The organism is Mesorhizobium sp. WSM4807, assembly GCF_055811615.1.
Map to the genome: position 1 here is coordinate 118,858 of NZ_JBVVQY010000010.1, position 22,812 is coordinate 141,669.

The following is a 22,812-nucleotide window of genomic DNA, read 5'->3' on the forward strand; positions in this document are numbered from 1 at the left end:
ACCTAGACCGGTTTCATCCCTCGCTTCGCCCAATCCAGGACGTAGAGCCTGAGCGCCGAGGACAGGTTGGCATCGCGCGGCCGGGCCTCGTCGATTTCGGCGACGAGGGCGGCGAGCGTCAGTTTGCGCGCGGCCGCGATGGCGACGAGATCGTCGAAAAACGGCTTTTCGAGCGAATAGCTGGTGCGATGGCCGCGAATGGTCACCGAGCGTTTCTCGACCGGGCTCACCGGACGTGACTCATTTCACTTCAAGCATCGGATTTATCCGAAAACCGCGGCGCACTTTTCGGTCCGATGCTCGGGGAATCCGGATCGCCAGAGGCTTCGCGGCGATGGCCGGCGACAAACTTTTCTGCCTTGTCGGCGATCAGACTGTCACGCTCACGGTCGGCCTTGGAACGGCCGTGCAGCGTCCGGTTCTGTTCGGCCAGGCGCCCCTTCTCGGCTCGTGCCTTCTGTTTGCGGGCCTGGCGGAGATTGACGATGTCGGCCATATCGCGCGGCCCGTCGGATCACTTCTTGCGGAAGGCGTCGAGCGACACCACTTCGGCGCCCTTGGCGGCGGCGTCGGCCGCGGCAGGCTTCTTTTCGGCCTCAGCGGTCTTCTTCTTTTCCGGCTTTTTCTCGGCGACGGCGGCCAGCGGTTCGGAAGCGGGCTGGCCGGCCAACTCCTCTTCTGCCGAGGTCTCCGTCTTCACGTCGAATTCGAGCTCGAAATTGACGGACGGGTCGTAAAAGCCGCGCACGGCCGAGAACGGGATTTCCAGCTTTTCCGGCACGTCGGAGAAAGACAGCCCGACCTCGAAGCCGGTGTCGGTCACCTTCAGGTCCCAATACTGGAACTGGATGACGATGGTCATCTGTTCGGGATAGCGCTCGCGCAAGCGGGAAGATACGCGCACGCCCGGGGCGCCGGTCAGGAAAGTGATGAAGAAATGATGGTTGCCGGGAAGCCCAGTGCGCGCGACCTCGGCCAGGACCTTGCGCATGACGCCGCGCAATGCCTCCTGGGCCAGAATGTCGTAGCGAATGTGGTCGTCGGCCATGTGGCTGTCGGGTTCCGTTGAATCGTCCGCATAGCTGTAATCAAGCTTGAGCGCGGCGTAAACCGGATATAGACGCCGGCAGCGCAGATGCGAGAGGGCATGCCTCAGATTTGATCGCTCAGGCGCCAGCGAGCGCGCTGTGCTTTTGCGCGTCGGCCGCCGGCTGCCGCTTGCCGAAGGCGCGCAGGAAGGTGCGCACGCCATGTGTCGCCGATTGCAGCACCTCATCATCGGTCGGCGTGCCGCCAAGCATGAAGGTCGTCTGCAATTCGGCATTGGCAAGGGCCAGGAACTGGCGGGCTGCGACGTCGGGATCCTCGATGTCGAGGAAACCGGCATGGGCGAGGCGGGCGAAACGGGCGGCGATAGCCGGCCATGTCCTGCCCGGTCCCTGTTCGCGCCATTCGGCAAAGAGCTCGGGATAGCGCTCGCCCTCGGTCTGGATCAGCTTGCGCAGGAATTTTCCATCGCGGTTGCAGATACAGTTGCGGTTCATACGCACAGCAAAAGCGATCAGATCGGCCTCGAGATCCTTCGGCTGATCCGGAAAGGTGGAAATGGTGGCGAAGATGCCGGCATTGCAGCGCTCGGTAAGGTCGCGGACGATGGCGACGAAGAGTTTCTCCTTATCGCCATGGTGGTTGTAGATCGTCTGGCGCGAAACGCCGGCCTCGGCGGCAATCATGTCGATATTGGCGCCGGCGAAGCTTTCGCGGCAGAACACCTCGCCGGCAGCGTCCATGATGGAGGCGCGCTTGGCCTCATGGCCGCGTGGCGGGATGGTGTCAGGAGAAACGTCGTGCTTCATGAAAACTATATAGAGGTGATTGACGAATTAGACAAGAGTGTCTAAATTTATGGACTTAGCTTAAAGGAATTTCCTCCGCAGGAAGTCGGAATTTCACGGGATGATACGTCCTAGGATTACACGCCGGTCGGCAAACCAGATTTGAAAGAAACCCGCTATCATGAGTCCCCAATTCCTCCACATCGCGGTCGTGCTCGGCCTGTTGTCCGCCATCGGCCCGTTCGCCATCGACATGTATCTTCCGGCGCTGCCTTCGATCGGCGCGGATCTGCAGGCCAGCACCGCTGCCGTGCAGATGAGTTTGCTGATCTTCTTTCTGTCCATGGGTTTTGGCCAGATCGTCGTCGGACCGATCTCCGACATGGTCGGGCGCAAGCTGCCGCTCTATGGCGGCCTCGCACTGTTCATGGTCGGCGGCATCGGCTCGGCGCTGGCACCCTCGGTCGAATGGCTGATCGCCTTCCGTTTCCTGCAAGGGCTCGGCGCCAGCGCAGGCATGGCGGTGCCGCGCGCCATCGTGCGTGACCTGCACACCGGCACCGAGGCTGCCAAGCTGATGTCGCTCTTGATGCTGGTGTTTTCGGTGTCGCCGATCCTGGCGCCGCTGACCGGTAGCGTCATCATCGAGAATTTCGGCTGGCGTGCCGTATTCTGGACGGTAACGGGTGGGGCGGTGCTCGCCACCATCCTGCTGGCGACCTCGCTCAAGGAGACGCGGCCGGTCGAGGCGCGTGCAAGCAGTTCGTTCGGCACCGCGCTCTCGGCCTATCGCTTCCTGATGGGCGACCGCAACTTCCTTGGCCTGGCGGCCATCGGTGGCTTCGGGCTGGCGAGCTTCTTCGTCTATCTCTCGAGCTCCTCTTTCATCCTGATAGATCACTACGGGCTGTCGCCGTCGGTCTACAGCGTGTTCTTCTCGATCAACGCGGTCGCCTTCATCGGCATGTCGCAGTTGACGGGGCTGCTGTCCGAACGGTTCGGGCTAAGGCCGGTGGTGCGGGTCGCGGTGGTCGGCTATGCGACGACGATGGTGGTGCTGTTCGCGGTGATGGCGTCCGGCGTCGACCGGCTCGATGTGATGGCGGTGCTGCTGTTCGTCGGCTACGGGTTCCTCGGCCTGGTGATCCCGACGACGTCGGTGCTGGCGATGGAGGAGCATGGCGCGATCGCCGGCACGGCCTCGGCGCTGATGGGCACGCTGCACTTCGCCATCGGTGCGGTGGCCATGGGCATCGCCGGCGTGTTCTTCGACGGCACGCCGCTGCCGATGGTGGCCGGCATCACGCTTTGCGCGGTGATCTCCTTCATGCTGGCCAAGGTGACGCTCGGCCGTGGGCGGGAGGTTGTCGAAGCGCCGGCAGAGTAGATGCTTTCCAGCGAGAGCATGAAAAGGCCGGGTCAGTCCCGGCCTTTTTCATGTCGCAGTTCCCAGGACAGCAAGACAGCGTCGCGAAGGAAATAGCGCAAGAGCGTGGCCAGCGAGCATGCTGCCGTAATCGTATCGAAGGGAAGAAGTGGAGGTTTCTGTTGCCAGGTACCTCCGAACCCCGCCTAGAAGTGCGAACCACTAGGGCTTGAATTGAAGCTATCGCACCGCTTACGCGGCGAGACGTGCTTCCGCATAGTTGTCGTTGGCAACTATAAGTTTAGCCCGATAACGGTGGTACAATGCCGGGCAAAAGTACGATCTTTACACCTTCGTCGATCCTATTTCGCCCCCAGCAAAAGCCGCTCTTCGATAAAGCGGTTTTTGGTGGAGGCGCCGGGTACCGCCCCCGGGTCCGAACGGCTTATTTCATCGCCTGTTTATCGCCATAGTCGGTCGAGCCGACGAAACAGATATAGGGACCGATCGTGGAAAATGAAAGGCCTCAATTGATGCCTTCTCGTTGTGTCAAACAGCCTCGCGAAGGCTTGACTTGTCAACGGTCTCAACCGAAGCTTGCGGCGGTGAGGAGTTACCGACTTAGCGTACATTTTGCGGCAGCGCGCCACGACCCTCATCGACCCGATCCCGTGGCGCCGACGAGGGGAATTTTGATGGCCGACTATCTCGCAGACGTGAAGAAATACGACGCCGCGGCAGATGCCGACGCGGTCGCCAAGATCGTGAAACATTTGGGCATTGCGCTGAGGAATCGGGATTCCTCGCTGGTATCCTGCACGGACCCCAAGGAACTCGATCGCGTCAAAACGAACTGGGTCGCCAAAAAGCTCGGCATCGCCGACGGCAGCAAGGCGGACGCCGCCATCGAAAAGACCTGTAAGGCGATGGAGGCCGACAACACCAAGAGCCGCGTGACGTTCTATTACCTGGTCGCCAAGGATCTGGGTAAGCTCGCCAGCCTCTGACAACCGTCCTGCATCAGGCATCCTGCATCGGCGGAATGCTGGCGCGATTTCCACGCCGGCCCACAATGTAGGCGCCTGTGGGAACATTCTGCACTTTGACATGTTCGGCCGGCAGCCAGTCGGTTATGATGGCCGGTAACCCGAATCCAGCCCCGAATCGAGCAGAAGCCGATGCGCCAGTATCTCGACCTCTTGAAGCACGTGCTGGAAAACGGCACCGATCGCGGCGACCGCACCGGCACCGGAACGCGCTCGGTGTTCGGTTATCAGATGCGCTTCGACCTTGCGCGCGGCTTTCCGGTCACCACCACCAAGAAGCTTCACCTGAAGTCGATCGTGCATGAACTTCTGTGGTTCCTGGCCGGCGACACTAACATTAGATATCTCAACGATCACGGCGTCTCGATCTGGGACGAATGGGCCGACGAGAATGGCGACCTCGGCCCGGTCTATGGCAAGCAATGGCGCTCCTGGCCGGACGGCCATGGCGGCGCCATCGACCAGATTGCCAATCTCTTGAAGGAGATACGCAAGAATCCTAATTCCCGACGGCTGATCGTTTCGGCGTGGAACCCGGCCGAAGTGGAAGCCATGGCGCTGCCACCCTGTCATTGCCTGTTCCAGTTCTATGTCTCGGAGGGCAGGCTTTCCTGCCAGCTTTACCAGCGTTCCGCCGATATCTTTCTCGGCGTGCCGTTCAACATCGCTTCCTATGCGCTGCTCACCTTGATGGTGGCGCAGGTGACGGGGCTGAAACCCGGCGACTTCGTCCATACGCTGGGCGATGCGCATCTTTACGCGAACCATTTCGAACAAGCGCGCGAACAGCTGCGGCGCACGCCCAAGGCGCTGCCGACGCTATGGATCAATCCGGAGGTGAAGGACCTCTTTGCCTTCAGCTTTGAAAATTTCCGGTTGGAAAACTACCTCGCCGATGCGACGATCAAGGCGCCCATCGCGGTGTGAGCCGCAAACATCGGGCTTCTACTTTACCCTGTCTCGAAATTGCTCCGTGGCGGTGCTGGGTCGTCCGCCGCGAGTACTGTATCCGATGCTTTGATCCACGTCGGCCTGCAACGTTGCGCTGTATGCACTGCTATTTATCGTGAGCGGTGGCGGCAACACGCAATGCCATTAGCGGGGCCATTGTTCGGGCTGAGTCTGGCAAATGCCGTTCCCTTGTTATATTCAGATGGATATATCGATTGGCTGGCGCCGATCGGATTTTTTCAAGCCCCAGGAGAGTTCATGCTGGTGCGCAAGGGTTTCGGATTGAAGGCACCCGCCATTGGCGGTCTCGCAGCGATGTTGATCGCCGCCATGCCGATTGCCCATGCGGATGACAGACTGATCGTCTTCGCCGCGGCAAGCATGAAGAACGCACTGGATGCCGTGAACACCGCCTGCGAGGCCGATGTCGGCGAGGCGGCGATCATTTCCTATGCGGCAAGCTCTGCATTGGCCAAGCAGATCGAGGGCGGCGCGCCAGCCGATGTCTTCATCTCAGCCGACCTCGACTGGATGAAATATCTGTCCGACAAGAAGCTGACCAAGCCGGATACCGAAGTGAAGTTGCTCGGCAACCAAATCGTGCTGGTGGCGCCGAAGGATTCGTCGGTCGAAACCAGGATCGAAAAGGGTTTTGATCTTGCTGGGCTGATCGGCGACGGCAGGCTTGCCATGGGCGATTTCAAAGCGGTGCCGGCCGGCAAATATGGCAGGGCCGCACTTGAATCGCTCGGCGTCTGGTCCTCGATCGAAGGCAAGGTGGCACAGGCCGAGAACGTGCGCGCAGCGCTCAAGCTGGTCTCGACAGGCGAGGCAGCACTCGGCATCGTCTACGCCACCGACGCGTCCGCCGAGCCCGGCGTCAAAGTGATCGGCACCTTCCCGGAGGATTCGCACCCGTCGATCGTCTATCCGGTTGCCGAGATGGCGGATTCCAAGGACAAGGATGCGCTGGCATTCCTGGAATGCCTGCAATCCGCCAAGGCAGGCGAGGTCTTCAAGGCGCAAGGTTTTACGGTCCTTACGCCGAGCAACTGAGGCACACCAAAAGATGAATTGGTTGCTGGACCTCACTCCCGACGAATGGAATGCGGTCCGGCTGTCCGTCAAGGTGGCGACCGTGGCGATGATCGCCAGCCTGCCGCCCGGCATATTGATCGCGCTTGTGCTGGCCCGTGGCCAATTCTGGGGCAAAACGCTGCTCAACGGGCTGGTGCATCTGCCGTTGATCCTGCCGCCGGTGGTTGTCGGCTATCTGCTGCTGCTCTCCTTCGGCAGGCGCGGCCCGGCCGGAGCCTTTCTGGCCGAGCATTTCGGCATTGTCTTCTCCTTTCGCTGGACGGGTGCCGCATTGGCCTGCGCTGTCATGGGCTTTCCCTTGATGGTGCGGGCGATCCGGCTGTCGATCGAGGCGGTCGATCGCAGATTCGAGGCGGCGGCCGGGACGCTTGGCGCCAATCCGCTGTGGGTGTTCGGGACGATCACGCTGCCGCTGATCCTGCCCGGCCTGATTACCGGCGCGATCTTGTCTTTCGCCAAGGCGATGGGCGAATTCGGCGCAACGATCACCTTCGTTTCCAACATCCCAAACGAGACGCAGACGCTGCCGTCGGCGGTCTACACGTTCACGCAGGTGCCGGGCGGCGATGCCGGAGCGCTCAGGCTGACGCTGATCTCGATCGTCATCTCGATGGCAGCACTTGTCGCATCGGAGGTGCTGGCGCGGCGCGTCGGCAAGCGGATGGACATCGAATGACGGTCGTGGTCGATATCAGCCATCGGCTTGGAGATTTGGGGCTCGACGTCCGCTTCGGGAGCGCCGGGCGGCTGACCGCGCTGTTCGGGCCCTCGGGCTCCGGCAAGACGACGCTGATCAACATGATTGCCGGACTGATCCGGCCTGACAAAGGGCGGATCGAGGCCGATGGCCGTGTGCTGGTCGATACGGATGCGCACCTGTTCGTGCCGAAGCACAAGCGCCGCATCGGCATGGTGTTCCAGGACGCGCGGCTGTTTCCGCATATGAGCGTGGCCAGCAATCTGCGCTACGGCCGCTGGTTCACGCCGACGGCGGAACGCTACGCCGACATCAATGCCGTGGTCGACCTGCTCGGCATCGGTCCTTTGCTCGACCGGCGGCCGGCAAAGCTTTCCGGCGGCGAGAAACAGCGCGTGGCGATCGGCCGGGCGCTGCTCGCCAGTCCAAGATTGTTGCTGATGGACGAGCCGCTGGCTTCGCTCGACGACGCCCGCAAGGCAGAAATCCTGCCTTACATCGAGCGGCTGCGCGACGAGACGAAAATCCCGATCGTCTATGTCAGCCATTCGATCTCGGAAGTGGCGCGGCTGGCAAGCGATGTGGTGGTCCTGGCGCAGGGCAAAGTCGCTGCGTGCGGCCCGACCGGGGCGATCATGCAGCGGCTCGACCTGTTGCCGGCGGAAGAGCGCGGCGAGGGTGGCGCGGTTCTGGACACCGCGGTGCTGCGCCACGACGAAGTCTTTGGCATGACCGTGCTTGGCTCGGCGGCGGGCGAGATCCGCGTGCCGCTTCTGGCAATGCCGGTCGGTGCGCCGGTGCGCATCCGCATCCGTGCCCGCGATGTGATGATCGCCATCGAACAGCCGACGGGTCTCAGCGCGCTCAACATCCTGCCGGGCACGATCGTGGCGATAGAGCCGGGTGAAGGGCCTACGGTCGAGATCGGCATAGACTGCAATGGCGCAACCGTGGTTGCCCGGGTCACCGAGCAATCGCGACAGACGCTGAAACTCCGGCCCGGCCGAAATGTCTACGCGGTGGTCAAGACGGTAAGCTTCGACCGGGCGAACACGACCGCCGGCCTGCCTGTCGAGGCGGATGGATGACCGGCGGATGATTGTCGCTATATTATTTTAGAATAGCGGTATCGCCGGAGAGCTTCTAGGATGGATGTGGCGTGACTGCGGAGGAGCAAATGCCGTCGCTGAGCTTGCGGATAAACCTCGATCCAGAAGGGCGCATCGGGCCGGGCAAGATCGAGCTTCTGGAGCAGATCGCCGCTTTCGGCTCGATCTCGGCTGCGGCGCGCGGCATGGAAATGTCCTACAAACACGCCTGGGATCTCGTCGAGGACATGAACCGGGTGTTCGGCAAGCCGCTGGTCGCGGCGCAGACCGGAGGGAAAAAGGGCGGCGGCGCCCAGTTGACTCCGGTGGGGCTTGCGGTGGTCAGCCGCTTTCGAGCCATCGAACGGGCTGCGGCTTCCGCGGCGGCCACTCATATGGAGGCACTACAGGCGGAGATCGATGCTGGGTGAGGTCGGTGGAATCTGTACCGGCCGAGCCTAAAGCGCGTCGCATTTGAACGGATTCATGCGACGCGCTTTAGGTTCTTTTTTATGCATGTCGTTATCGCAAAACCGCTGCGCACTTTTGCGCGACATGCATTACTCCTCCGGCTCGCCGGGCTTGCGCAGCAGATAAGTGTCCATGATCCAGCCCTTTTTCCGCCGGGCTTCGTCGCGGGTTTTCACGATCTCGTCGCCGACATCGCCGAGGCGACCGGAAATGAGAATCTCGTCGGGCGTGCCGAGATAGGCGCCCCAGTGGATGACGAGGTCCTTGTCGTCCAGCCTATTGAAAGCGCATTTACCGTCCAGCATGACGACGGTGCTGCCGGCACTGTCGGGCAAACCTTCCTCGGTAAGCCGGCGGCCGGTGGTGATCTGAATTGCGTCGCCGATGCGGTTCAGCGCTATCTTATGGCCGGCGGCGAGCGCCTGGACAGCAGTGATGCCGGGGATCACCTCGAGCTCGAACTCGACATTGCCTCTCATGCGCACACGCTCCAGGATGCGCAGCGCGCTGTCGTAGAGCGAGGGATCGCCCCAGATCAGGAAGGCGCCGCAGCCATCTTGCGAAAGCTCGTCGCGGATCAGGTCTTCATAGGTCGCGGCGATCGCCTCATGCCAGTCATCGACGGTCGAGCGGTAGGAGGGCGCCGGCTCGGCGCGCACCGGCACGTCGAATTCGACACGGCGCGAGCCTGGATTGGTGACGAAGCGGTCGCAGATCTGGCGGCGCAGTTCTGCAAGATCGTTCTTTTTCGCGCCCTTGTCGGGAATGAACAGCACGTCGGCGCGGTTCAAGCCGCCGATGGCCTGCACGGTCATGTGGTCGGGATTGCCGGCGCCGATGCCGATGACGAGAAGCTTGCGCATGGGCGAACTCCTGCCCGATCGGAACGTCGCTGTCCAGACAAGCCTGGCACGGTGATGGCACGGTGGTCATGGCTTGTGCGCAAGCGCCGACGAGTGCACGGAAGGGCTTTGAAATGCCACGTTGAAACGGCTAGAGCGACGTGCGGCCAATCGAACGCACAAAGTACGCTCTAACACCTTAAATCCCAGCATCGTGCGTTTCGAAAATCGATTCCGATTGTCGGGCTGGTGCGATAGAGTCATACCGGCATCTCGCCAAAGGAGCTTCCATGTTCCGTTATGTCCTGACCGCCGCGCTGGCGCTCTCGGCCACGCCCGTATTCGCCAATGATTCGATCGCCGAATTGGGAACGGGCGGTCTGATCCTGTCGCGCAGCGACGCGGTCGCCATGGAGAGTGAGGACCTCTACATCTCGCCGGAAAAGGTGACGGTCGACTACGTCTTCCGAAACAACACGGACAAGGATGTCGACGCGATCGTCGCCTTTCCGATGCCCGACATCGAAGGCGATCCGAACGAGATGCCGGCGATCCCCGACGGCCAGAGCAACAATTTCCTCGGTTTCGAGGTGACGATCGACGGCGTGCCGGCAGAACCGCAGCTCGAGCAGAAGGCGTTTGCGCTCGGCATCGACATCAGCGCCGATTTGAAGGCGCAAAACGTGCCGTTCTACCCGTTCGGCGACGCGGCCAGGGCGGCATTGGCAAAGCTGCCGCAAACGGTTACCGACGACTGGATCGATCGCGGCCTCATCATCGAGGACACCACCGACGACGGTTCAGGCATGAAGACCGCCTATGTGCCGTTCTGGCAATTGCGCTCGACCTACTGGTGGCGCTCGACCTTTCCAGCCAACAGCGCAGTCCAAGTCGCACACCGCTACAAGCCGAGCGTCGGCGGCACGTCCTCGGTCAGCTTCTTCTATGACGGCCAGTTCCAGGGCCAATACGCCGCCTACAAGACCCGTTACTGCATGGACGGCACGTTCGAGAATGCGATCCGCAAGGCGGCAAAGGGTAATCCCGACGGCACCCCGAGATACTTCGAAAACCGCATCGCCTATATCCTGACCACTGGCGGCAACTGGGCGACGGGCTCCATCGGCAAGTTCAAGCTGACTGTCGACAAGGGCCATCCGAAAAACCTGGTCTCGTTCTGTGGCGAAAACGTCAGGAAAGTCGGGCCGACGCGTTTCGAGATGACGGCAGAAAATTTCTACCCTGAGCACGACATCGACATATTGCTGCTGGCGCCTTCGGGCGATGGCGGGAGCGGCGGCTGATGGACGTCGCGATCTATGTCGCCATCGCCGAAAACGGCGTGATCGGGCGCGATGGCGGCTTGCCGTGGCGGCTTTCCAGCGATCTCAAGCGGTTCAAGGCCGACACGATGGGCAAACCTATCATCATGGGTCGCAAGACCTATGAAGGCATCGGCCGGCCGCTGCCGGGCAGGCTCAACATCGTGGTGACCCGCGACAGGGCCTGGCGCGCCGAGGGCGTCGAAATCGTGCATTCGCTCGACGAGGCGATCAGTCTGGCGAAGGTGCGCGGGCGCTGCATGGCCGGCGCCGACGAAATCTGCGTCATCGGCGGCGGTGAGATCTATGCCCAGGCGCTGCCGCTGGCCGACCGCTTGCATGTCACCCATATCCTTGCCGCGGTCGACGGCGACGCCCATTTCCCGCCGATCGACCCGGATTTGTGGCACATTGTCCGCACGCAGGACGTTCCGGCCGGTGAAAAGGATAGTCATGCGACACGCTATTCGGTTTACGAGCGACGCCGCGACGTGCATTGAGAGACATTAAAGGGTCGCGACGGTCCAAAACGGACGGTGACGACGACCGATCGCGTTGAAAGCGTGCCGTCGCATCCCTATAGAAGAACAACACTGGATTTTGCGTCGTCAGACCGGCGCGTGGGGGAACGAAAGGACATTCATGCCCTGGAATGACAAAAGCGGCGGTGGCGGCCCATGGGGCGGCGGCAACAATCCAGGACCCTGGGGGCAGGGACCGAAGGGGCCTGGCGGTCCGCAGGGCTCGCCTCCCGATCTCGAAGATATCATCCGGCGCGGCCAGGACAGGTTGCGGCGCGCGTTGCCAGGTGGCGGTGGCGCCAGCCCAGCCGTGTTCGGGCTGATCGCGGCGGCGCTTGTCGTGCTGTGGGCGTTCAAGGCGGTCTATACCGTGCAGCCCGACGAGGTTGCGGTCGAACTCAGGTTCGGCGTGCCAAAGGCGGAGTTCTCGCAGCCAGGCCTGCATTTCCATTGGTGGCCCATCGAGACGGTCGAGACGGCCAACATTGCCGAGCAACTCGTCAACATCGGCGGCGGCACGGCCTCCGGCAACGGCTCAGGGCTGATGCTTTCGGGCGACCAGAACATCGTCAACGTCCAGTTCTCCGTGGCCTATCAGGTCTCCGATCCGAGGGCCTATCTGTTCGACGTGTCCGATCCCGACGGCATGCTGCGGCAGGTCGCCGAAAGCGCCATGCGCGAAGCGGTCGGTCGGCGGCCGGCGCAAGACATCTTCCGCGATGATCGCGAGGGCATTGCGGCGTCCGTGCGCGAAATCATCCAGACGACGCTGGACGGCTATCAGGCCGGCCTGAACGTCAACGCGATTTCGATCGAGGATGCCGCACCGCCGCGCGAAGTGGCCGACGCGTTCGACGAGGTGCAGCGCGCCGAGCAGGACGAGGACAAGTTCGTCGAGCAGGCCAACCAGTATTCCAACCAGAAGCTCGGCCAGGCGCGCGGCGAGGCCGCACAGATCCGCGAGGAGGCGGCCGGCTACAAGAACCGGGTCGTGCAGGAGGCCGAAGGCGAGGCGCAGCGCTTCATCTCGGTCTATGACGAATACGCCAAGGCGCCGGATGTGACGCGCCAGCGGCTTTATCTGGAAACGATGGAGAGGGTTCTGAAGGATTCCAGCAAGGTCATTATCGAGCAAGGCAGCGGACCAGGGGTCGTTCCCTATCTGCCGCTGCCTGCCCTGCAGCAGAAGGCGCCGGCGCCGGTCCTCGGAGGAACCCAGTGATGGCCAACCGTCTTCCCATCATCGCCGTCATCGCCGCGGTTATCCTGTTCCTGCTCTATTCGTCGGTCTTCGTTGTCAATGCGCGCCAGCAGGCGCTGGTGCTCAGGTTCGGCGAAATCGTAGACGTCAAGAGCCAGCCGGGCATCTACTTCAAGGCGCCGTTCGCCTTCTTCGACGCCGACAGCGTGCAGTTGATCGAAAACAGGGTGCTGCGCTTCGACCTCGACAACATCCGCGTCCAGGTTTCAGGCGGCAAGTTCTATGAGGTCGACGCCTTCATCGCATATCGGATCTCCGATCCGCGCGTGTTCCGCTCCGCGGTGTCCGGCCAGATCGAACTGGCCGAGGCACGGTTGAGGACGCGTCTCGACGCCGCCTTGCGTCGGGTTTACGGTTTGCGCGACTTCGAGGCGGCGCTCTCGGAAGAGCGAGCCGTGATGATGCGTGAAGTGCGCGACCAGCTGAGGCCCGACGCCACGTCGCTCGGCCTGCAGATCGAGGATGTCCGCATTCGCCGAACCGATTTGACGGCGGAAGTCTCGCAACAGACATATGATCGCATGAAGGCTGAGCGTCTGGCCGAAGCCGAGCGGCTGAGGGCGCGCGGCAACGAGGCGGCGCAACGCATCAGGGCGCGCGCCGACCGCGAAGTGGTGGAGATCGTCGCCGAGGCACGGAGAGAGTCTGAAATCCTGCGCGGTGAAGGCGAAGCTCAACGCAGCGCCACCTTCGCGAATGCCTACCAGCGCGATCCAGCCTTCTTCGACTTTTACCGGTCAATGAATGCTTACGGCACGGCGCTGGACAATACTGGGACGACGATGGTGCTGTCGCCGAATTCGGAATTCTTCCGTTTCTTCCGCAATCCCGCCGGCGCGGCTGCGCCGGCAGCGCCGCCCGCAGCACCTGCTGCACCGGCAGCGCAGCCAGGCACCGGCCAGTAACGGCCGGTGCAGGATTTTCTGGCGGCAATAGGCTTGGTTCTCGTGGTAGAGGGCCTGGTCTATGGCGGCTTTCCCGGCCTCGCAAAGAAACTTGCCGGCGAAGTTCTGTCGATGCCGGAGAATGCGCTGCGGGTCGCCGGGCTGATTGCCATCGCCGTTGGCGTCGGCCTCGTCTGGCTGGTGCGTGGATGACGGTTTATGATTTCGGGATAACGGAGGTTTTATCCTCCGCCGATAACCATGGCCGCAAACGTGCCGTATTTCTTGCCAACATGGTTCGACGCAGCGTTTTCGGCGAGCGCTTTTCTTCTCAGAGACACCGGGAGACTTCTCGATGACATCCAACAGGTTTTTGCGCGCGGCGAGGCGGACGTTCACCGCGGGTGCTGCAGCACTTCTTATCGGCGCCGCTACCGTCCCGTCGCTGGTGACGCCTGCGGCCGCCGCAGACGGCCCGGCTTCGGTCGCTGATCTCGCGCAAGGCCTGCTCGGCGCTGTGGTCAACATATCGACCTCGCAGAGGGTGAAGGGCACGGAAGGCCCGGGCGCGGTACCGATGCCGCAGCTTCCGGAGGGCTCGCCCTTCCAGGATTTCTTCGAAGATTTCTTCAAGAACCGTCCCGGCGAACAGGGCAACCCCTCGCAAAAGGTGCAGTCGCTGGGCTCTGGCTTCGTGGTCGACGCCGAGCAGGGCATCGTGGTGACGAATAATCACGTGATCGCCGATGCCGACGACATCGAGGTGAATTTCTCCGACGGCGTGACGCTGAAGGCGACGCTGGTCGGCACCGACACCAAGACCGACGTGGCGGTGCTCAAGGTCGATCCAAAAGGGCACAAACTGACGGCGGTGAAATTCGGCGATTCCAGCAAGATGCGCGTCGGTGACTGGGTGATGGCGATCGGCAATCCGTTCGGCCTCGGCGGCACCGTGACGGTCGGCATCGTCTCGGCCCGCAACCGCGACATCAATTCCGGTCCCTATGACGACTTCATCCAGACCGATGCCGCGATCAACCGCGGCAATTCCGGCGGGCCGCTGTTCAACAGCGACGGCGAGGTGATCGGCATCAACACGGCGATCATCTCGCCGTCCGGCGGCTCGATCGGCATCGGCTTTTCCATTCCCTCGCAACTCGCGTTGGGCGTCGTCGACCAACTTCGCCAGTTCGGCGAGACGCGGCGCGGCTGGCTCGGCGTGCGCATCCAGCCGGTGACGGACGACATTGCCGAAAGCCTCGGCATGGCGACTGCCAAAGGCGCGCTGGTTGCCGGCGTCATCAAGGGCGGGCCTGTCGACAACGGCACCATCCTGGCGGGCGACGTCATCATCAAATTCGACGGCAGGGACGTCAATGAAATGCGCGACCTGCCGCGCGTTGTCGCGGAGAGCACGGTCGGCAAGGCTGTCGACGTGGTCATCGTGCGCAAGGGCGTCGAGCAAACCGTGAAGGTGACGCTCGGCCGGCTCGAAGATGGCGAAAAGCTTGCCAGCGGCGAGAACGGCAACACCGAAAAGGACAATGGCGACGAGGCGCCTGCCGTTTCGACGGTTTCCGTGCTCGGCATGACCGTCGGCGAGCTCAACGACGAGACGCGGACGAAATTCGGCATTGCCGCCGAAGTCTCCGGCGTTGTCATCACTGATGTCGCTAAGGATTCGGCCGCTGCCGAACGCGGCATCCAGGCCGGCGAGGTGATCACCGAGATCGCGCAGGAATCGGTCGCCACGCCCAAGGATGTCATGGACCGGATTGCCGCGTTAAAGGAGCAGGGACGCAAGAACGCGCTGCTGATGCTGGCTTCAAAGACCGGCGAATTGCGGTTTGTGACGATCCGGATGGATTGAGTCCGGTAAAGGCGCAACACTTTGATTTTGAGGGAAAAGGGCGGCTAGCGAGCCGCCTTTTTTCTTGCTTGCCAATCCTTGCCTGTCAGCCTGTAGAAAACATGCCGCTTGAGCATGGCGTGGCTGTCCGGAATGCCGGGGTGGTCGAAATCGCTGGCCGGGTCGGCGGTCATGCCCAGGCGTTCCATGACGGCGGTGGACCGGCTGTTATCCTTGACGGCGAAGGAAACCGTCTCCTTGAGGCCAAGCGTTTCGAAACCATAGGCGAGCCAGGCTTCGGCTGCCTCGGTGACATAGCCATGGCCCCAGAATTCGGGCGCCAGGCGCCAGCCTATCTCGACGGTGCCGGCCGGCAAGAAGGGCAAATGATCGGTTCGGGTTATGCCGACGAAGCCGATGCAATGGCCGGTGACTGCGATCTCGGCGGCTGTGAAGCCGAAACCGTCGCGGTCGATGACGGCGCGCAATTCATCCATCTTGGCGTCGGCCTGCGCGCGGTCGCGGCGAAACGGAAAGAATTCCATGACGCGCTCGTCGGAGTTGATGCGGTAGAAGAGCTCACGGTCGCAATCTTCCCAGTTGCGCAGGATCAGGCGCTCGGTGCGGATCGGCGTCACTCTACAAATTCCTCCCGCCGGTAGCCCTGCAGATAGAGAAGCGCGGTCAGGTCGCCATGGTCGATGCGGAATTTTGCCTCCGCCGCCACGACCTGCTTGGCATGAAGTGCCACACCGGCGCCGGCAAGGCGGATCATGTCGAGGTCGTTTGCGCCGTCGCCGACAGCAAGGGCGTCGGCGGTCGTCAGCCCGAGACGCGCCGAAATCTCGAGCAGCGCGTCGGCCTTGGCGGCACGCCCCAGGATCGGCTCGGCCACCAGCCCGGTGAAGCGACCGTCCTGCTCGATCAGGCGGTTGGCGCGGTTCTCCTGAAAGCCGAGCATGGCGGCGATGCGTGAGGTGAAGACGTCGAAGCCACCCGACACGAGTGCAGTCCATGCGCCGTCGGCCCGCATGGTCTGGACAAGCGCGCGGCCACCGGAAGCCAGCGTCAGGCGGTTGGTGATGACGCGGTCGACCACGGCAGTGTCGAGGCCTTTCAGCAGCGCCACCCGTTCGCGCAAAGCCGGCTCGAAAGCGATCTCGCCATTCATCGATCGCGCCGTGATGGCGGCGACGTAATCCTTGACGCCGATCTCGTCGGCAAGCTCGTCGATGCACTCCTGATCGATAACAGTCGAATCCATATCGGCGATGAGGATTTTCTTCCGCCTTCCCTCGGCCTGCTGGACGATAACGTCGACCGGTTCGGGTGCGAGCACGGCGCGCAGGCTGGCGGTCGTTTCAGCCGCTTCGGCCGCCTCGGGCAAAGCGAACTCGCAGGCGATGTCTTCGGCCAGCCAGCGAACGGTGCTTGCGCCGACCGACAGTGACACCATATTCGCAAGCGCCGGCGACAATGCGCGGCCGGCGGGATGGGACACAAGCGTGGCGATCAGCGGCATCGAAAATTCCGGCGGGCAGGCGGGCGAGGGCCGCGTTAACAACGCGATCCTGATAGCCGGGCCGACTGCCAGCGGCAAGTCCGCCCTGGCACTTGACCTCGCCGGGCACAACGGCGGTGTCATCGTCAACGCCGATTCCATGCAAGGCTATTCGGTGCTCGACGTGCTGACGGCGCGGCCGACTGTTGCCGAACTCGCCCGCGTCCCGCATTTTCTCTACGGTCATGTCCATCCCTCCACCGCCTATTCCACCGGCGCCTGGCTGCGCGATGTGATGAAGCTCATCGACGAGGGCACGTTCTTCGAAAGGCCGGTGATTTTCGTCGGTGGTACCGGACTTTATTTCCGGGCGCTTGCGGAAGGCATTTCGGAAATGCCCGACATTCCGCAGTCGATCCGTGATCGCTGGCGCTACGAACTCCAGGAGCAGGGCGCGGCCAAGCTGCACCGCATCCTGCTGCGCGAGGATTCGGCAGCCGGTATGATGCTGAAGCCGACCGACGGCCAGCGCATCGTGCGAGCGCTGGAGGTGCTCGACGCGTCGGGCCGTTCTATCCTGGAATGGCAGGCGGCGCGCGGCCGCCCACTGATCGACAGGGCGAGCACGCGCTTCTTTGTGATCGAACAGGACCGAGCGGCACTGGTGGAGCGGATCGAGGCGCGGTTCGACCGCATGCTGGAGAAGGGTGCTCTCGACGAGGTCAGGCGGCTGACCGATCTTGGCCTCGATCCCGACTTGCCGGCGATGAAAGCGATCGGCGTTCGCGAACTGCAGGCCGCAATGGCCGGCGAGTTGAGTTTTCCCGAAGCGATCGAACGCGCGAAGATTGCGACGCGACAATACGCCAAGCGCCAGGCGACCTGGTTCAGGCATCAGTTGGGTCCGGAATGGCTGCGATTGCGCCCCGATGATCGTGCGGGATCCACGATCTCGGATATCCTTTCCAGTGCAACCTGAAAAGTTGACTTTGAGGGGAGGCTTCCCGTTGAAGTTGTCCTAATTAACCCTCCGTAAGCCCGTCCATGCCATAACGTCTTTGGAAATTTTCCAACGGGGAGCAGATGCGTTTTCACAAGGCGGAATCAGCCTTTTTCGTCTTCATCTTCGTGATCCTGGCCGCCGGCCTGGTGACGCTTCACGCCTATGGGCTTCTGCAAGCCTTCGCCGAAGAGGTTCATACACCCGCCAGGGTCGACGAGATCATTTATCTCAACAAGCTGTTGTTTGGGACCGGCGTCCTTTTGGCGACTGCCTTGTTCTTCGGGATTTTCTTCATCTACCCGCTGATCCGCAAGCAGGCGACAGAAGAAGGCAAGCTGCGCGCCATGACGGTTTCGCTCAGCGCCCGTTCGGAAACGCTGGAGCACGCGGCGCTGACCGACGGCCTGACCGGCATGCAGAACCGGCGCTATTTCGACGATGCACTGAAGGAATATCTCGAGGAATTCCGCCGCATCGAGAAGCCGGTCGGGCTGATGATCCTTGATCTCGACCATTTCAAGCAGGTCAACGACACCCACGGACATGATGTCGGCGACCAGGTGTTACGCGCGGTCGCCAGCTGTCTCAGGGACATGACACGCTATCACGACGTGGTGGCGCGCCTGGGTGGCGAGGAGTTCGCAGTGGTCACGCCCAACATGGACGCCGAACTTCTGTCCAAATTCGCCGAGCGCATCCGCAAGGCGATCGCCAACATGTCGATACTGTCAGGCAATGTCCGGCTGAAGATCACCACGAGCGTCGGCCTTGCCGTCTGGGACCGTAAGGAAACCGCCGAAGAGTTTTATCGCCGCGCCGACCGCCAGCTGTACGAGGCCAAGAGGCAAGGCCGAAACCGCGTCTGCGCCTGAAATCCCAAAATTCCTCAGACGCCCCCTGACGACCAAGAAATCTCGCGTATTGTCAATAGTTGACATCTATTGCTAAATCGTGCTGTTCAACCTATTATCTCGATAGGACGCCACCATGCCAAATTATGCTCTGAATGATCACTACGAGAACTTCATCAGGAAGCAGCTCGAATCCGGCCGCTACAATAATGCCAGCGAGGTTGTCCGTGCGGGCCTGCGCATGCTCGAGGATTTCGAGGCGGAGCGCGAGAAGTGGCTCCGCGAGGAGATACCTTCCCGCTTGGCCGAGTTCCAGCAGGATCGGACGAAGGGTATCCCGGCCGACACGGTCTTTTCCCGATTGGAAGCGCGTCACCGCGCGAACCTGGCGAAAGCCAAATAGGGGATGGACTATCAGGTTGTCTTTCATCCAACGCGGAGGCAGAGCTACAGAGGCTCTATGACGATATCGCGGAACGAGCCTCGCCCACGATCGCTTGGAATTTCGTTGCCGGTGTCCGCGACCATTGCCTCGGGCTCTCGACGTTCCCGCAACGGGGCACCGAGCGGCTGGAGGTCATGCCTGGTCTGCGCATTATCGGCTACCGGCGCACCGTCAGCATCGCTTTTGCCGTCGAGGGCGAGCGGGTGCTGATTTTGGGCATTTTCTATGGCGGCCGGAACATCACGCCGGAATTCTTCGAAGAACGTCTTTAGACGCTTGGCGCCGGCTTCCAAACCCTCTCGCTGTTTTTTGGACTGGCCGCCATCAATCGTTTTGCGGGCGTAAGCCGAAGGTTGCGGGTTTCAGGCCATAACGCATGTCGAAATCGTCGTCGGGTTGGACGCGCGGGACGGGCGGCTTGCGGTAGTCGGGATCGCCGGCCTGACGCGCGGAATCCACGACTTCGGCGAAGGCCATCGCCTGCTGCGGTTTCGGCACGTTGCGCAGCCTTTCGACGATCGCCACCAGGTCGACATCATTGCCGATTTCGGACGGCAACGCTTCCTCGCGCTTGGCCGTGCCGGGAATCAGCTCATCGGACATTTTTTCGAACTTCAGCCGCATGGTCGTCGCCACGCCCTCACCGAAGGCGATGGCTTCGCGCTGGCCCATCGAAGACAGGAATGCCAGCGTCGAGGCCGAGGAATCGGCGATCGCCGAGCGGATGATCGCCTGGTCCTGCTCATTGGCAAGCCGCATGGCGAAAAAGGTCGAGCACTGCGACAGGATGGTGGGATCGAGCTCGCCCGGGCGCTGCGTGACGATACCGAGATAACAGCCATATTTGCGGCCTTCCTTGGCGATGCGCGACAGGGCGTGTCGGGTCGGCGCAAAACCAAGGCGCGGATCGGCCGGCATGTAGCGGTGTGCCTCCTCGCACAGCAAAAGCAGCCGCAGCCGGCCTTCGCTCCACAGTGCAAGGTCGAAGGCCAGGCGCGCCAGCACCGAACAGACGGAATTGACCACTTCCGACGGCATGCCGGCCATCTCGAAGCAGGTCACCGGGCGCCCGTGGTGCGGCACGCGGAAAATATTGCCGATCGTCTCGTGGATCGTATCTTCGATCAGCCGCGAATTGAACATGAAGCGGTAGCGCGGATCCGAGGCTGCCGATTCGATGCGCGTCTTCAGCGACTTGAGGGTGGGGCGGTCGTTCTTGCTTTCCAGCAGTCCCATGCGCTCGTCGATCTGCTTGATAAGATCGACAACGCGATAGGGCACCGGGGTGTCCGCGGTCAGTGCATCAGTGCCGCGCTTTAGATACGTGCCCGAATTCGGGTTGCGATACAGGTTCTTGGCCGCGGGAATGAGATCGCGCAAGGCATCGACCTCTTCCGGCACGGTCTCGCGCCCGCGAAACAGCACTTCGGCAAATTCCTCGAGCTTGAACATCCAGAAGGGCAGGTCCAGCGTCGTCGAATCGACCCTGACGCAGTGCTCCGGCAGGGACGCGGCGAACTCGTTGTGCGGATCGAGGATGAGAACGCGCAGGTCGGGTCGAGCGGCGATCGATTTGCGCAAAAGCAGCGAGACAGCAGTGGATTTGCCGACGCCTGTGGTGCCGACAATGGCGAAATGGCGCGCCAGCGTGTCGTCGATGGCGATGTTGGCGTCGATCGCCTCATCCTGTGACAGCGTGCCGATGGTGATCGAATGGCGCCCGGCGAGGTCGTAGACCGCCTGCAAGTCGCGGCTGCGGATGCGGTGGGCGATGGCGCCGATATGCGGATAGGTGGTGATACCGCGGTCGAAAATCGGTTTGGCGCCGGGCTCGGCGCCGTCGCGCACCTCGCCGATGAGCTCGATACTGACCTCGATCGGGTTCTGGCCCGCATTGTGCCAGGCGCGATCCGATTTGCCGACCTCGTAGACCAGCCCGACGGTTCGCGTGGCGCCAAGGTTGATGGAGATCATCTTGCCGACGCTCCAATGGCCGGTGACCGTGCCTTCGACATCGGCGGCATGGGCGCTGATGGTGGCGCGCGCGCCGTCGCACTGGACGACATTGCCCAGAACGCGCTTGTCGTTCTGCTCCGCCTTGCGGCGCTCCTGCAAAGTCGGCTCTCCGACGGAGGCTTCGCGGTCGACGAACATGGACAGGCTGTTTCCCATTTCCCCAGGCAATCGACCTTACACCGACGGGGTTAAGGGGGGATGAGGTCGGATGGTGTAGGGGACATTAAACCATTCGCAAAAATTGGACCGATCGGCCCCTTGCTCGACTCCAAAATTTCGATATACCGGATGAATGGCTGATATAGCGAACGATATCTCCTCGACCATCGGCAAGAGAATACGCTCCGAAAGAACCTTGAGGGACTGGTCGCTGGCGGAGCTCGCGGACCGGTCCGACGTTTCGAAAGCCATGCTCAGCACGATAGAGCGTGGCAAGACGAGCCCGACCGCGGCACTTCTCGTGCGAATCGCCGCGGCCTTCGGCCTGACGCTTTCCACCCTCATCGCGCGGGCCGAGCTGCAAGGCGGCGGGCTGCTTCGCGAAAACGATCAGCCGCTTTGGCGCGATCCCGCAACCGGCTATGTCCGGCGGCATCTTTCGCCGGTTTCGGACATGCCGCTCGAACTGATCCGGGTCCAATTGCCGGCGGGGGCCAAGGTGAGCTTTCCGGCAGCGTCCTATGCCTTCATCAGACAGCAGATATGGCTGATTTCCGGACGGCTGGAATTCACCGAGGGCGACATCGTCCACGGCCTCGAACCGGGTGACTGCCTGGCGCTTGGCGCGCCATCGGATTGCACCTTCCATGCTCCGGGACCGGCCGCCGCCGACTATCTGGTCGCGCTGGCCAGAGGCTGAGGCAATGATGCGTCGCCCGAAACGCACCGACAATGGCGGGCCGCCTCTTGACGACTATGAGGGGCCGCCATGGGGCAGGGCGACGCCTACATCTTCCTTGCCTGGCAGGCAGCCCACGCCAAAGCCCGGAAAGCGCCAGGCCGTGACGTCATGTTGATGCGGCTGGACAAGGCCGAGCGGCTGGGCCTGACCTATGAGGAATACACGCTCGAACTGCTGGAGCGCGGGCGGCATCTGCAGGAAGAAGATGCGGAGCGCATCGCAGAAATTCGTCGGGCCAGGAGGCGAAGGCGTGTCAACCTTTCCGACTGACGGCAGCGACGATCGCGACTTCACAGACGTTTCATCTTGTTCAAGGATCAGCGCACGCATGAGTTCCATCGAGATCAAGGCTCTGACACAAACCGCGGAAACGCACGCAATGCTGGTCGATATGCTGATCGAGACGGTTGCGGCCGGTGGATCGGTCAGTTTCATGCATCCGCTGGCGCCGGGCGCGGCAGGTGCCTTCTGGAGGAAGTCGCTTATTGCGGCTGCAAGGGGCGAAAGAGCTGTGCTCGGCGCCTGGGACGGCGAGGCTCTGGTCGGCACCGTTACCTTGCTGCTCGACTGTCCCCCCAACCAGCCGCACCGGGCCGAGATCGCCAAGCTGATGACCCGCGTCGACCATCGCGGCAAAGGCGTGGCCACCCGCCTGATGCGGGCGGCCGAAAGCCTCGCCGTCGAGAAGGGCCGCACACTGCTGGTCCTGGATACAGCGACAGAGGAGGGCGCTTCCGGTCTCTATGACAGGTTGGGCTTCACGCTTGCCGGTGAGATACCGGACTATGCATTGAAGCCGCATGGTGGACTTACCGGTACCCTTATCTACTGGAAGCGCATCGGCCAGTGCCGGTGACAGCCCGA

27 protein-coding genes, 1 other RNA gene and 1 pseudogene are annotated in these 22,812 nt (G+C 62.2%); 20 read left to right on the forward strand and 9 right to left on the reverse strand.

All coding sequences use genetic code 11. From position 1 onward, the window contains the following. Positions 1-2 precede the first annotated feature (2 nt). The 4 genes from AC0L3N_RS15555 to AC0L3N_RS15570 all read right to left on the reverse strand — a co-directional run bounded on the left by AC0L3N_RS15555 (position 3) and on the right by AC0L3N_RS15570 (position 1,856). Positions 3-230, reverse strand: coding sequence for a ribbon-helix-helix domain-containing protein (locus AC0L3N_RS15555; RefSeq protein WP_023798778.1), 228 nt, complete (start codon positions 228-230; stop codon positions 3-5). Between the two features lie 20 nt (positions 231-250). Beyond that, positions 251-496 (reverse strand): DUF4169 family protein, encoded by a 246-nt coding sequence (locus AC0L3N_RS15560; protein ID WP_123151928.1) that lies wholly within the window; start codon positions 494-496, stop codon positions 251-253. Positions 497-514: 18 nt separating this feature from the next. Then, complete coding sequence (locus AC0L3N_RS15565; RefSeq protein WP_123151927.1) at positions 515-1,048, reverse strand: SspB family protein; 534 nt, start codon at positions 1,046-1,048, stop codon at positions 515-517. Between the two features lie 118 nt (positions 1,049-1,166). Then, complete coding sequence (locus AC0L3N_RS15570) at positions 1,167-1,856, reverse strand: TetR/AcrR family transcriptional regulator (RefSeq protein ID WP_123151926.1); 690 nt, start codon at positions 1,854-1,856, stop codon at positions 1,167-1,169. 160 nt (positions 1,857-2,016) lie between these two features. Between AC0L3N_RS15570 and AC0L3N_RS15575 the strand changes: the two genes are divergently transcribed. Beyond that, a complete protein-coding gene (locus AC0L3N_RS15575; protein ID WP_473548428.1) occupies positions 2,017-3,222 on the forward strand; it encodes a multidrug effflux MFS transporter in 1,206 nt (401 codons plus the stop codon). Positions 3,223-3,369: 147 nt separating this feature from the next. Here AC0L3N_RS15575 and ssrA read toward each other — a convergent pair. Then, positions 3,370-3,727, reverse strand: a transfer-messenger RNA (tmRNA) gene (gene ssrA / locus AC0L3N_RS15580). A 169-nt stretch (positions 3,728-3,896) separates the two neighbouring features. On the opposite strand from ssrA, the gene AC0L3N_RS15585 reads away from it, so the two are divergent. The 6 genes from AC0L3N_RS15585 (at position 3,897) to AC0L3N_RS15610 (ending at position 8,512) form a co-directional block, all read left to right on the forward strand. Then, on the forward strand, positions 3,897-4,208 hold the full coding sequence (locus tag AC0L3N_RS15585; protein ID WP_123151924.1) for a DUF2853 family protein: 312 nt from the start codon (positions 3,897-3,899) through the stop codon (positions 4,206-4,208). A gap of 171 nt (positions 4,209-4,379) precedes the next feature. Continuing rightward, positions 4,380-5,174, forward strand: coding sequence for a thymidylate synthase (locus tag AC0L3N_RS15590; RefSeq protein ID WP_473548430.1), 795 nt, complete (start codon positions 4,380-4,382; stop codon positions 5,172-5,174). Positions 5,175-5,456: 282 nt separating this feature from the next. Then, complete coding sequence (modA, locus tag AC0L3N_RS15595) at positions 5,457-6,254, forward strand: molybdate ABC transporter substrate-binding protein (RefSeq protein WP_473548431.1); 798 nt, start codon at positions 5,457-5,459, stop codon at positions 6,252-6,254. A gap of 13 nt (positions 6,255-6,267) precedes the next feature. Then, positions 6,268-6,972 carry a molybdate ABC transporter permease subunit gene (gene modB, locus AC0L3N_RS15600; protein ID WP_473548432.1) on the forward strand — a complete coding sequence of 235 codons (705 nt, stop codon included), beginning with the start codon at positions 6,268-6,270 and terminating at the stop codon, positions 6,970-6,972. Next, positions 6,969-8,081, forward strand: coding sequence for a molybdenum ABC transporter ATP-binding protein (gene modC, locus AC0L3N_RS15605; RefSeq protein WP_473548433.1), 1,113 nt, complete (start codon positions 6,969-6,971; stop codon positions 8,079-8,081). Before modB ends, modC begins: the two co-directional genes overlap by 4 nt. 89 nt (positions 8,082-8,170) lie before the next feature. Then, the gene (locus AC0L3N_RS15610) at positions 8,171-8,512 is read left to right on the forward strand and encodes a winged helix-turn-helix domain-containing protein (RefSeq protein ID WP_095494709.1); all 342 of its coding nucleotides are present in this window, start codon (positions 8,171-8,173) and stop codon (positions 8,510-8,512) included. Between the two features lie 129 nt (positions 8,513-8,641). Here AC0L3N_RS15610 and cobF read toward each other — a convergent pair whose 3' ends face one another. Then, on the reverse strand, positions 8,642-9,415 hold the full coding sequence (cobF, locus tag AC0L3N_RS15615; protein ID WP_123151920.1) for a precorrin-6A synthase (deacetylating): 774 nt from the start codon (positions 9,413-9,415) through the stop codon (positions 8,642-8,644). 269 nt (positions 9,416-9,684) lie between these two features. Here cobF and AC0L3N_RS15620 point away from each other — a divergent pair, with 269 nt between their 5' ends. From AC0L3N_RS15620 to AC0L3N_RS15645, 6 genes are all read left to right on the forward strand, one after another. Next, positions 9,685-10,698 (forward strand): DUF4424 domain-containing protein, encoded by a 1,014-nt coding sequence (locus tag AC0L3N_RS15620; protein ID WP_123151919.1) that lies wholly within the window; start codon positions 9,685-9,687, stop codon positions 10,696-10,698. Then, positions 10,698-11,216 (forward strand): dihydrofolate reductase, encoded by a 519-nt coding sequence (locus AC0L3N_RS15625; RefSeq protein WP_123151918.1) that lies wholly within the window; start codon positions 10,698-10,700, stop codon positions 11,214-11,216. Before AC0L3N_RS15620 ends, AC0L3N_RS15625 begins: the two co-directional genes overlap by 1 nt. Before the next feature lie 142 nt (positions 11,217-11,358). After that, positions 11,359-12,459, forward strand: a complete 1,101-nt coding sequence (hflK, locus tag AC0L3N_RS15630) for an FtsH protease activity modulator HflK (protein ID WP_123151917.1) — start codon at positions 11,359-11,361, stop codon at positions 12,457-12,459. Next, positions 12,459-13,403, forward strand: a complete 945-nt coding sequence (gene hflC, locus AC0L3N_RS15635) for a protease modulator HflC (RefSeq protein WP_473485295.1) — start codon at positions 12,459-12,461, stop codon at positions 13,401-13,403. Before hflK ends, hflC begins: the two co-directional genes overlap by 1 nt. A gap of 6 nt (positions 13,404-13,409) precedes the next feature. Continuing rightward, a complete protein-coding gene (locus AC0L3N_RS15640; protein WP_473485296.1) occupies positions 13,410-13,595 on the forward strand; it encodes a DUF2065 domain-containing protein in 186 nt (61 codons plus the stop codon). Between the two features lie 142 nt (positions 13,596-13,737). Beyond that, entirely contained in the window at positions 13,738-15,252 is a 1,515-nt protein-coding gene (locus tag AC0L3N_RS15645) for a DegQ family serine endoprotease (protein WP_473548434.1), read from the forward strand. 44 nt (positions 15,253-15,296) lie between these two features. On the opposite strand, the gene AC0L3N_RS15650 is transcribed toward AC0L3N_RS15645, so the two are convergent. Both AC0L3N_RS15650 and serB read right to left on the reverse strand, forming a co-directional pair. Beyond that, positions 15,297-15,869, reverse strand: coding sequence for a GNAT family N-acetyltransferase (locus tag AC0L3N_RS15650; RefSeq protein WP_123151914.1), 573 nt, complete (start codon positions 15,867-15,869; stop codon positions 15,297-15,299). Further along, on the reverse strand, positions 15,866-16,753 hold the full coding sequence (gene serB / locus AC0L3N_RS15655; RefSeq protein WP_123152095.1) for a phosphoserine phosphatase SerB: 888 nt from the start codon (positions 16,751-16,753) through the stop codon (positions 15,866-15,868). The genes AC0L3N_RS15650 and serB overlap by 4 nt, the downstream gene beginning before the upstream one ends. Between serB and miaA the strand changes: the two genes are divergently transcribed. From miaA to AC0L3N_RS15675, 4 genes are all read left to right on the forward strand, one after another. Further along, positions 16,743-17,711, forward strand: coding sequence for a tRNA (adenosine(37)-N6)-dimethylallyltransferase MiaA (gene miaA, locus AC0L3N_RS15660; protein WP_473548516.1), 969 nt, complete (start codon positions 16,743-16,745; stop codon positions 17,709-17,711). The genes serB and miaA overlap by 11 nt on opposite strands. 104 nt (positions 17,712-17,815) lie before the next feature. Beyond that, positions 17,816-18,607 carry a GGDEF domain-containing protein gene (locus tag AC0L3N_RS15665; protein WP_473548435.1) on the forward strand — a complete coding sequence of 264 codons (792 nt, stop codon included), beginning with the start codon at positions 17,816-17,818 and terminating at the stop codon, positions 18,605-18,607. A gap of 115 nt (positions 18,608-18,722) precedes the next feature. Beyond that, a complete protein-coding gene (locus AC0L3N_RS15670) occupies positions 18,723-18,989 on the forward strand; it encodes a type II toxin-antitoxin system ParD family antitoxin (RefSeq protein WP_292424314.1) in 267 nt (88 codons plus the stop codon). 65 nt (positions 18,990-19,054) lie between these two features. Beyond that, on the forward strand, positions 19,055-19,303 hold the full coding sequence (locus AC0L3N_RS15675) for a type II toxin-antitoxin system RelE/ParE family toxin (protein WP_473548518.1): 249 nt from the start codon (positions 19,055-19,057) through the stop codon (positions 19,301-19,303). A gap of 52 nt (positions 19,304-19,355) precedes the next feature. On the opposite strand, the gene AC0L3N_RS15680 is transcribed toward AC0L3N_RS15675, so the two are convergent. Next, positions 19,356-21,185 carry an ATP-binding protein gene (locus AC0L3N_RS15680; RefSeq protein WP_473485300.1) on the reverse strand — a complete coding sequence of 610 codons (1,830 nt, stop codon included), beginning with the start codon at positions 21,183-21,185 and terminating at the stop codon, positions 19,356-19,358. A 154-nt stretch (positions 21,186-21,339) separates the two neighbouring features. On the opposite strand from AC0L3N_RS15680, the gene AC0L3N_RS15685 reads away from it, so the two are divergent. The 3 genes and pseudogenes from AC0L3N_RS15685 to AC0L3N_RS15695 all read left to right on the forward strand — a co-directional run bounded on the left by AC0L3N_RS15685 (position 21,340) and on the right by AC0L3N_RS15695 (position 22,804). Further along, positions 21,340-21,906, forward strand: a complete 567-nt coding sequence (locus AC0L3N_RS15685) for a helix-turn-helix domain-containing protein (RefSeq protein WP_473548436.1) — start codon at positions 21,340-21,342, stop codon at positions 21,904-21,906. Positions 21,907-21,910: 4 nt separating this feature from the next. Next, positions 21,911-22,218, forward strand: a pseudogene (locus AC0L3N_RS15690) (hypothetical protein). A gap of 58 nt (positions 22,219-22,276) precedes the next feature. Continuing rightward, a complete protein-coding gene (locus AC0L3N_RS15695) occupies positions 22,277-22,804 on the forward strand; it encodes a GNAT family N-acetyltransferase (protein ID WP_123151911.1) in 528 nt (175 codons plus the stop codon). The last annotated feature ends 8 nt before the right edge of the window (positions 22,805-22,812 follow it).